This window comes from Chitinimonas violaceus, from assembly GCF_052601015.1.
On sequence record NZ_JBQXDJ010000100.1, the window covers coordinates 1 to 9,372 of the forward strand.

General features: G+C 54.1%; 8 protein-coding genes. 5 read left to right on the forward strand and 3 right to left on the reverse strand.

Translation table 11 applies throughout. The features are described 5' to 3' along the window. The first annotated feature begins 250 nt into the window (after positions 1-250). The 3 genes from ACUHMQ_RS19240 to ACUHMQ_RS19250 all read left to right on the forward strand — a co-directional run bounded on the left by ACUHMQ_RS19240 (position 251) and on the right by ACUHMQ_RS19250 (position 1,899). Complete coding sequence (locus ACUHMQ_RS19240) at positions 251-517, forward strand: DUF2798 domain-containing protein (protein WP_445297077.1); 267 nt, start codon at positions 251-253, stop codon at positions 515-517. A gap of 391 nt (positions 518-908) precedes the next feature. Further along, positions 909-1,313, forward strand: coding sequence for an MAPEG family protein (locus ACUHMQ_RS19245; protein WP_445297078.1), 405 nt, complete (start codon positions 909-911; stop codon positions 1,311-1,313). A 178-nt stretch (positions 1,314-1,491) separates the two neighbouring features. Beyond that, the gene (locus ACUHMQ_RS19250; RefSeq protein ID WP_445297079.1) at positions 1,492-1,899 is read left to right on the forward strand and encodes a hypothetical protein; all 408 of its coding nucleotides are present in this window, start codon (positions 1,492-1,494) and stop codon (positions 1,897-1,899) included. Between the two features lie 234 nt (positions 1,900-2,133). Here the strand turns inward: ACUHMQ_RS19250 and yjjJ are convergent, their stop codons facing one another. Then, positions 2,134-3,459, reverse strand: a complete 1,326-nt coding sequence (gene yjjJ, locus ACUHMQ_RS19255) for a type II toxin-antitoxin system HipA family toxin YjjJ (protein WP_445297080.1) — start codon at positions 3,457-3,459, stop codon at positions 2,134-2,136. 257 nt (positions 3,460-3,716) lie between these two features. Further along, the gene (gene katG / locus ACUHMQ_RS19260; RefSeq protein WP_445297081.1) at positions 3,717-5,906 is read right to left on the reverse strand and encodes a catalase/peroxidase HPI; all 2,190 of its coding nucleotides are present in this window, start codon (positions 5,904-5,906) and stop codon (positions 3,717-3,719) included. Between the two features lie 583 nt (positions 5,907-6,489). Here katG and ACUHMQ_RS19265 point away from each other — a divergent pair. Beyond that, positions 6,490-7,278, forward strand: a complete 789-nt coding sequence (locus ACUHMQ_RS19265) for a substrate-binding periplasmic protein (RefSeq protein WP_445297082.1) — start codon at positions 6,490-6,492, stop codon at positions 7,276-7,278. Positions 7,279-7,547: 269 nt separating this feature from the next. After that, positions 7,548-7,856, forward strand: a complete 309-nt coding sequence (locus ACUHMQ_RS19270; protein ID WP_445297083.1) for a hypothetical protein — start codon at positions 7,548-7,550, stop codon at positions 7,854-7,856. A gap of 313 nt (positions 7,857-8,169) precedes the next feature. On the opposite strand, the gene ACUHMQ_RS19275 is transcribed toward ACUHMQ_RS19270, so the two are convergent. Next, positions 8,170-9,120: a hypothetical protein gene (locus ACUHMQ_RS19275; protein ID WP_445297084.1), complete on the reverse strand. Its 951-nt coding sequence runs from the start codon at positions 9,118-9,120 to the stop codon at positions 8,170-8,172. Positions 9,121-9,372 lie beyond the last annotated feature (252 nt).

Below are 9,372 nucleotides of genomic sequence, written 5' to 3' on the forward strand. Positions count from 1 at the left end.
CACTAACTTGATGGCTTCCGCTCGGTATTCCGACGTATAGCTTTGTGTTTCTCTCTTACTCACCGCAGCCTCCTGTTGGCTCAAGTTTACCAATCAGGTGTGTCTACGGAATTCAGGCTACCTCAGAAAGCCGTAAGCGTTTACGTCAATCAACGCGCCAACTTCTGCCGGCTATTGCCGGGGTTGTGTGCTTTCGCAAACTTGGGTTTGTGGAAGAGGCGCCTTGTTTGGCCGGCATACGGAGCATTTTATGAACTCTTCGAAGTCGCACTCTTTTCTGGGCTTTCGCAAACTACCACCCAAATATAACGGTATCGTCATGCCGTTCTTCCTGTCGGTGCTGATGACCTGCATCGTCTCCATGATCAGTACGCTTCGCGGTGTTGGCTGGGGCGGAGACTTTCTCAAAGTGTGGCCCGGTTCGTGGGGCATCTCCTGGCTCATTGCATTTCCAGTCTTGCTGCTGGTGTTGCCGCTGGTTAGAAGGCTGACCGCCCGGGTGGTCCGGTCGGCTTGATCGACTTCTTGCATGGGCGGCCTGCGCCCCCGGTACAGTCCTGGTGAAAGCGCCAGAGAGCCTGCCCTTGGCTTAATTCTTGTTCTTGGGCAGGTTCTTTGCCGTGTAGGTTGACCTTGGTGTCAGCACCGCCAACACGCGGTATCTGCTTCTTCGATAGTGCCTTGCTCAAATCGCCGGCGTGCTCATACGTGCATCGGTGCGATCCATGAAACCCTTGTCCAATAACGACGCAGGCAGGCGCCACTGGCTTTGTGCTTCTTCGTTTGGAGCTCGGAGACATAATTCTTTACGAAGTCGCCGACCCATTTGTTTCCTGGCTACTTTCCATATTGGGCCGCTTAATGCACTCTGCAGTTAGTACGTCGAAAAGCTAAAAACCAGGAGCTACATGCTGTATTCGCTGATTTTCCCTATGGCCGCGCACGTTGCGTTAGCCGCCTTCCTTTATGTGTTACTTACGATTGTGCGCGCCCCAGCCATTTGGGGTGTTGGCCGGCGTCCTGATGGCAGTAATCCATGGGCAAAATTTGAACCACGTATCAGCGCTAACCTGTCGAATCAATTCGAGTGGCCTGTATTTTTCCACGCTGCGTGCCTGATACTGCTTCAACAAGAGACGGGATATATCGTACTCGTGTTTGCATGGGTCTTTATTGGCGGACGTTTATTGCATAGTTCCGTCCAAATCTTGACGACCAACGTTCGGCTTAGAGGACTCGTTTTTACAGTCAACTTCATTGCTGCTTTGGGTCTTTGGGTAATGGCCTTACTCACTACATTAAAGAGCGCCTAGTTTGGTGAGCGGGCAAAAGCAGCGGCTTGACCTTTCAGGCAATTCCGCTTTTTGCTCTCGGTTTTTGCCGAACATTACAGTTCAAGTCATAAGGCAATAGCGTGGCACATTCCCGACCAAACCCCGGTGTAGTTACTAGACTGAGCAGGTCATTCATTCGATAGGAAACCTTGCCAGCATGAAGACCAATCGCATCCTACTTATTTCGGGCGTGCTCGCGGCATTTACGGCTGCTGTGCATACTTTTATGGGCACGCCGGAAATTCAGCGGCCACTGCTTGAGTCGGCGCTGGCTCAACCTATCAGCCTGATGCTCTATGCATGTTGGCATCTTGTCACCGTGACCTTGGTGTTGTCGGCGCTGGCGTTGGTTTGGAGTGCCCGGCCACGCAACCGGACTTCTGCCGGTGCCCTACCACTGTTTGTTTCGTTGTTGTGGTTGCTGTTCGGTTCTGTATTTGTCGTTGTAGCCCTGGCGTTCGTTGGGCCGAGTGCCTTGTTGGTGCTACCTCAGTGGGTACTGTTGGTACCCGTCGGTGTTTTAGGTTGGTTAGGTTCTCGCCGGCAGTTTGTGTCGCCCGTCTGATAAGCGATTGAAAGTTGTTGCGTTAGAACGTGCGCTGACGAGTCAATCGCTATGGCAATGCAATGGTTAATGCGTCAGAACCTGTTCACGATCTGTTGCGAGTAGTTGTCAGCAGGGCGCAGAGCAGCGCAGAAACCGGAATGTACTTGGGTACATGATGCTTTCGAGCAGCACATAAGTCCTGCTCACGGTTGCGCAGTAAGATCGTGAACAGGTCCTCAGTGATTGCCTGCGTCAGGCTAGTTTGGCAAGTTGGCTACCGATCGAGTCCAGTACAGTCTCTTGTTCCCGAGCAATACGTGAAAATTCAGGGCTGGTAAGGGGATGCTTTGCCAGCTGCAGCCAATATTCGTGTGCAAGTGGCAGCATTTCCCGCCAGATTCCTGCAGTGGGCTGAGTGGGTAGCTGAAAAGGCGGTAGATTGTACCGCATCGCGCCACTGCGATCAGGCGAGAAGGACATAGGCAACATGTCATATGCCGGCGCCAACGAGAGTGGCAGGCTACCCTCATGCAGAAACGCCAGATTGCCGTTGTGCATGTCGCCATTACCGATCAAGCGGCCGAAGGCATACAGCCTGCAGGTGTCCTGGTGTGCCTGTTCAGTAATTTGACCCTGCTTGACCAGGACCTCGGTGTACTGTGGCCAATTGCTGCTGCTCAAGCCCAGAAATTCGCCGTCCAGTGCTGCTAAGGAGACCACGCCGCGTCGGCCACCTTGTTCTGTTCGGTCAAAACGCCGTAATTGCAGAAAGCGCTGGCTGCCGATATCCAGAAGCTCGCTCTCCGCGGCTGGGATGCCATGACTAGCGAGCACTTGCAGTGCTAGATGTTCGGCCAATAGCAGGTCGCGCCATCGTCGGCTAACAGTGTTGTCTTGTGCTGCGCTGAATTTGACGATGACAGCGATCCCGCCTACTTGGGCGGTGAACTTTGGCTGCTCGCCTCCCGCGCTGGAACCGACAAGCTCGCCGGCAATGGCTTGAGCGGCCAAACGCGGGTAGTGGTGTATACGGTCCTGGGTAGAAATATCGGTGGGTAGGTAAGCCAGCCAAGCTGACCGACTCAAGTCGCCAATCAACAGATTGCCGGGTACATCCTGTTCGCCTGCTGCCAATGCAGTAATGACATGATCGTCGTTCCAGCTCAGCAAGTCTTGGGGCAAACCTAGCGCTGCGGCACGGTGTTGTACCCAAAGGCGTCCCAGAAAACCTTGTGGACGCATGTCCTGCAACCACCAGGGCAGGCCTTCTAGCCATTGATCGGGTTCGTTGGGCTGGCGTAGCATGAAACCTGGATGAACTGGCAGCAACTCACCCCATTTCTCTACCTGCCCAGCGGGCGTAACGCGGTAGAGCGTAAACCGCGCCTGCCTAGCAACTTCCCGTAACGCCAAGTAACGTACCGAACGGGCACGACCTATTCGTACGATGTCATTGCCTGCCTCAGTAATCCGGCGTGACAACGTAGGTTGGCTGATGCCCAGCTGTTGGCACAGACTAGGGGCATCTTTTGGCCCACTTCTCAATAGGCTAAGAAGGGTGGGGAGCTGGTCTTGCATGAATAGATTTTGAATAGATACTTTTAGGTTGTTGACATTGTATATCAAGTAGTAAAGAGCATTAGTAATTGGATTGTTGATGAAGAATGAATAGATACTTGAGGGAATTGGCACGCTCAAACCGACGTGGCGTTCTGTGACCCTGAGATCAAACCCGTTAAGGGCCGAAATAGAATCAGCCCCGATCTTGATTCGGAATAGTCCGAAGTTGGATCGGGGCTGAACGGAGCTGCTGTCTCTAGCCTTGCCTATCGAAATCAGGCCAGATCAAAACGATCCTGGTTCATCACCTTGGTCCAGGCGGCCACGAAGTCCTTCACGAAGCGCTGCTGTGCATCTCTGCTTGCATAGACTTCGGCCAGGGCGCGGAACTGCGAGTTTGACCCGAACACGAGATCGACGACGGTACCTGTCCACTTGACTGCGCCCGTCTTGCGATCGCGGCCTTCCAGCACACCCGACGTCCCCGACCGTTGCCATGTCGTCCCCATGTCGAGCAGGTTTACGAAGAAATCATTGGTCAGGGTACCTGGCCGCTTGGTGAAGACACCATGCTGAGCTTGGCCGACATTGGCATTCAGCACACGCAGGCCCCCAATCAGTACGGTCATCTCTGGTGCGCTCAGGTTCAACAAATGTGCCTTGTCGACCAACAGCTCAGCAGCTACACCTTCCAGCTCTTTGCGAACATAGTTGCGGAAGCCATCGGCCTTGGGTTCCAGCACTGCGAACGAGGCTACATCGGTCTGCGCTTGTGAGGCATCCATCCGACCCGGTGTGAACGGGACCTTCACGTCTTGGCCTGCTTGCTTGGCGGCTGATTCGATGGCTGCACCGCCTGCGAGGACGATCAGGTCAGCAAACGAGACTTTCTTGCCGCCAGCCTGGGTTTTGTTGAATTCCTGTTGGATGCCTTCCAGTTTGCTGAGTACCTTGTTCAGCTCGGCTGGCTGATTCACTTCCCAGTCCTTCTGCGGCGCCAATCGGATGCGTGCACCATTTGCACCGCCACGCTTGTCGCTGCCACGGAAAGTCGAGGCCGATGCCCAGGCTGTGCTGACCAGTTGTGAAACAGAAAGGCCGGATGCGAGCACTTTGGCCTTCAAGGTCTCGACGTCCTTCGTATCGATCAGTGCATGGTCAACAGGCGGGATCGGGTCCTGCCAGATCAGTACTTCCTTCGGTACCAACGGGCCCAGGTAGCGGGCAAGTGGTCCCATATCCCGGTGTGTCAGTTTGAACCAGGCTCGGGCAAACGCATCGGCGAGTGCCTGTGGGTCCTGGAGAAAGCGGCGGGAGATTTTTTCATAAGCCGGATCGGTTCGCAGTGCGAGGTCGGCCGTAGTCATCATCGGTGCGTGACGTTTATTCGGATCATGGGCATCCGGCACTGCGTTGGCACTGGCCCCACCCTTGGGCTTCCACTGGTGCGCGCCGGCCGGGCTTTTGGTCAGCTCCCATTCGTGGTTGAACAAGGTCTCGAAGTAGCCGTTGTCCCATTTTATGGGGTTGGGTGTCCACGCACCTTCAAGACCGCTAGTAGTGGCGTGGCTGCCTTTGCCACTATTAAAGCTGTTCTTCCAGCCAAGGCCTTGTTCTTCGATGCCCGCGCCTTCTGGTTCACGGCCAACCTGGCTGGGGTCACCTGCGCCATGGCATTTACCAAAGGTATGGCCACCTGCCACAAGTGCGACGGTTTCTTCGTCGTCCATGGCCATGCGTGCGAAGGTTTCGCGGATATCACGCGCCGAGGCTAGCGGGTCTGGGTTGCCATTCGGGCCTTCCGGATTGACGTAAATCAGACCCATCTGCACTGCGGCCAACGGGTTCGCCAAGTCACGGTCACCGCTGTAGCGCTCATCCCCGAGCCAGGTGGTTTCCGGGCCCCAGTAGATCTCCGCTTCGGGTTCCCAGATATCGGCTCGACCGCCTGCAAATCCAAAGGTCTTGCAGCCCATCGATTCCAAGGCGACATTGCCTGTCAAGATCATCAGATCAGCCCAGGAGATCTGGCTGCCATACTTTTGTTTGATGGGCCACAGCAACCGACGTGCCTTGTCCAGGTTGCCGTTGTCCGGCCAGCTGTTCAACGGTGCGAAGCGTTGCGCGCCGGTGCCCGCTCCCCCGCGGCCGTCTGCGACACGGTATGTTCCAGCGGCATGCCAAGCCATGCGGATGAACAATGGCCCGTAGTGGCCATAATCCGCCGGCCACCAATCCTGTGAGTCGGTCATCAGCGCATGCAGGTCCTTGATCACCGCATCAAGATCCAGACGCTTGAACGCCTCGGCATAGTTGAATGCTTCACCCATCGGATTGGACCGCGGTGAGTGCTGGTGCAGGATGGAAAGATTGAGCTGGTTGGGCCACCAGTCCCGGTTGCCTTTTGCACCTGCAGTCGCATTGCGCATTTCACCCGAGAACGGGCACTTTGATTCGTTGGGCATGGCTATTCTCCTGTGGCTGTGTCCGTTTTGATCTAACGGTATTCAGTCTAGAGCATAGAATTTGATTGTTAAAAACAAATAAAACTAAATATTAGATAGTTTCTAGCAATAGTTAGCCAGCTCAGCCGCTACCTTCCTGCCGAGTTCCGAGCCATCTACGGCAGTTCGGGAGTGCGGTGCTACTCAAAATCCCAATGTACGCCAAGTGTTAAAGGCATCAGACTATCTAGTAAAACATGTCTACGTATTGGCCATGCTTTTGCGAGGGATGGGAACGTACCAACTCCATTCATTTGCTGTGATGCAAGTTCGTAGCTTGCCAACCCCCTGAGAGCTTGCTTAAGATTTTGCTGCACAGTCGTGTTCAGCATTTATGTGCTGCTAAAAAAGCCCCCGCAAGAGGGACGCCGAACTGCTACGGTGCTTCGCACTAAGAAGTTCGCAGCCTCATGTACCAAATACATTTCGGTTTTTGCGCTGCTCGGTACTCTGCTGACAGCTGCTCGTGACAGATCGTAAACAGGTTCTGATAGCAATGCCGTCCCTATGCCATTGCTTTCATCTCTACAGTACTTACTCACTCATGAAGTGTCCGCTTGTTTGTCTTTCCCTACTGTTGAACCTATCTGTTCAGGCTGCAGGTATTGCGGAGCCACCAACGGTCCCTCTGCTGATATCTGAAGAGCGTGATGCCAAAGGGTATGTCCTGCCTGTTGGGCCGAAGCGCCGAAAGTTGATTGAACTGATTGGCACCAAAGCCGGGCTGAAGTTTGATATCAAGACCTACCCGTTACGGCGCGCGCAAAAGCTGACCGAGCGTGGCGAAGGTTTGCTTTGGGGAATAGTCCAGACCCCGAAACGTTCCCGCCACCTGGTATTTTCGAAGCCCATTGCTGAAATGAGAGCCTGGATGGTTGTGCCGGCAGGGAAGGCTTTTGCCTACGACGGGATCAATGGCCTTAGTGGGAAGACGTTATCTATCTCGACAGGCGGGCAGTACGGGGAGCTGTTTGAAACCTACCGCGACAGGCTCTTTAAAGTGGAAGAGGAAGCCGGTTCTTACGAAGCACGATTTGCCATGATGGCCCAGGGGCGGGTGGACATGATCCTGGTTTGCAGTCTGTACACGACGGTTTCCGGGTTTCAAGCCTGGCTGGAACGTAATTACGGTGGCATTGGTGAGTGGTCAGTTTTGCCGCGCCCTTTGTCGACTGAAACACTGCATATCGCCGCCGCGCGCAACCATGCGATTAACCGATTTCTGCCGGTAATCGATCGGGCGATTGTCAGCTTGAATCGCGATGGCGCTATTCATGCCATTACCCATGCCCGTCCCTTATATCGCCGAAAATCCAGTCGGTCTGGCTATTAAGGTTACAAAGCAGATAAGAGCTGGCGTCTTAGAACTTGTTCAAAATCTTGCGAGCTAAGGCAAGACAAGGCGAAAACAGCCGAGGAAGCGGAGTTTACTCACGGTAAATGAGCATTCCGGGGCTTTTTTAACGCCGTATTGCTGCGCGCAGCAGACTTTAAACAGGTTCTTAGGTACCGCACGTCGCCATATGCATTAATAGCTTATCCGTACATAGCCAAAGCGGAGTAAGTTGCTAAACGTTGCTATGACCTTGTAGAGGAGTCTTCATGTCCATTTCTGCTATTGGCACAGCTTTGTCGGGTATACAGGGTTATCAGCGTGCACTGGATGTGTCAGCCCACAATGTCGCCAATATGTTGACCACAGATTTCAAGGCACGCCAACCCGATTTCAGTGAGGCTGCACCATCTGGTACTGGCGTCAATGTCGAGCCTTCATCCAATACTACCGAGGGTACTGACCTCAATACCGAGATAGTGGGTCAGCTTACCTATAAGGCGGGTGTAGAGGTATCGGCCAAGGTGTTGAAGACGGCAGATCAGATGCTGGGTGCGTTGATCGATACCAAAGCGTAGAACCCGTTCACGATCTTACTGCGCCACCGTGCTCACAACTGTGTAGCAAGATCGTAAACAGGTTCTAATTGAATTCGATTCCAGCCTCAGTACCGCATTCAAGGCGACTTGCCTTCTCCTTGGGCTTCATTTCCCCTCTCTGCCTGGCAGAATTGTCATTTCAGCTGTGTACTTTGTAGTTGCTACACAGCAGCTGGGTCTACTTGGCGAAAATGGCGATAAGGATGATGATGGGGATGGGTACGCCAAGAAGGTATAACAGTATCGAACGCATGGTTGTCTCCAATTGAGAGTATGAATTAGAAGGCTGGATTTATATGTCCCGCTGCCGGCCGCCAAAGGTCGCTGCCAGGCTGGCGACAAACGCCCCGATCAGCAAGGAAATAAACAGCCAGAGTGCCGCATAGGCCGATGCTTTACGTGCCTTGTCGGCGGCCTCTTGTGCGGTAGCGTCCAGTGCATTGAAATTGGCTTTCAGCCGGGCATAGGCATCACCAACGCGTTTCTCCGCGTTCTGTTGCGGCAACCCGGTTTGTGCTGCCACCAATTGACCTATGTAATGGCTATCGTCCTCTGGTAAAGCCTCCGCCCCTATTGAATTCATGAAGATCAGCGCCACTTCGGCACGGAAAGCATTTGTACCGGGTTTGCCCAGGTTGGCATTGGTAGAGGCATCCGCTGAGTCCGAGGCCAGCTGCGGATCTTTGCGGAATAGGCTGTCCACAAAATAGGTCATCGTCCGGGCCTTGTCTTTTTCTATTACAGAACCAATGTGCGCTGGGTTGCCCATGGTGCTTGCAGTGGACTCGGTCCTTATGTCGTCCAGAAAGCTGAGGTTGACGATGGAGCCTATCGTCGAAGTCAGCAGGGCCGCACTTGCAATCGAAGCGACCGCCCAGGTCAAAAAGCCATGCACCGTATCGCGGAAGAACACTTCATCAGCCTGTGTTTCCAACCACTTGTGCCGCAGTCGACCAGCCAGATAGCCGCCCAGGCCGGAGGCAAAAATCTGGGTGAAGGTAATCCACAAGATGGTCGATACACCAAAGGTGGCAGCACTGATACCGCTGTTGACCCATGGTGACGCGAAGGACAAACCCAGGCCGGTCCCCAGAACCAACAGAATGAGCGATAGTGCGGCCGCAGCGGCGGCCCCAGCAATGATGGCTGCCCAAGAGACAGCACTGGTTGCAGGGGGCGGCGATACGTCCTGAATATCGGCGGTAACAGGATAGGGAACGCTTAATTCACTGGGTCTGTTCATGATGGTCTCTTTTCATCTGTTGGGTCCTGTCACCCGGTGGGTTACGACCGGGTGACAGGGTTGGCTGTCGCTATGGGCTCAATGCGGCACTTTGTCTCGCACTGGTTCGCGAGACCTTGAACAGCTTCTTAGAACCTGTTCAAAGTCTTTTCATCTAGCCCCAAACCGGCGATGCTTGCCCAATGAGAACCGCTTACCCCAGCGACGTCAGTCGCAAACAATTTGAAACCATTCGCCCACTGCTGGAAAGTG

What these genes read in the sequence shown, in the direction of transcription:
- ACUHMQ_RS19250 (WP_445297079.1), top strand. Translation starts at nt 1,492, where the DNA reads ATGAAGACCAATCGCATCCTACTTATTTCGGGCGTGCTCGCGGCATTT.
- ACUHMQ_RS19240 (WP_445297077.1), top strand. Translation starts at nt 251, where the DNA reads ATGAACTCTTCGAAGTCGCACTCTTTTCTGGGCTTTCGCAAACTACCA.
- ACUHMQ_RS19270 (WP_445297083.1), top strand. Translation starts at nt 7,548, where the DNA reads ATGTCCATTTCTGCTATTGGCACAGCTTTGTCGGGTATACAGGGTTAT.
- ACUHMQ_RS19265 (WP_445297082.1), top strand. Translation starts at nt 6,490, where the DNA reads ATGAAGTGTCCGCTTGTTTGTCTTTCCCTACTGTTGAACCTATCTGTT.
- ACUHMQ_RS19275 (WP_445297084.1), bottom strand. Translation starts at nt 9,120, where the DNA reads ATGAACAGACCCAGTGAATTAAGCGTTCCCTATCCTGTTACCGCCGAT.
- ACUHMQ_RS19245 (WP_445297078.1), top strand. Translation starts at nt 909, where the DNA reads ATGCTGTATTCGCTGATTTTCCCTATGGCCGCGCACGTTGCGTTAGCC.
- katG (WP_445297081.1), bottom strand. Translation starts at nt 5,906, where the DNA reads ATGCCCAACGAATCAAAGTGCCCGTTCTCGGGTGAAATGCGCAATGCG.
- yjjJ (WP_445297080.1), bottom strand. Translation starts at nt 3,459, where the DNA reads ATGCAAGACCAGCTCCCCACCCTTCTTAGCCTATTGAGAAGTGGGCCA.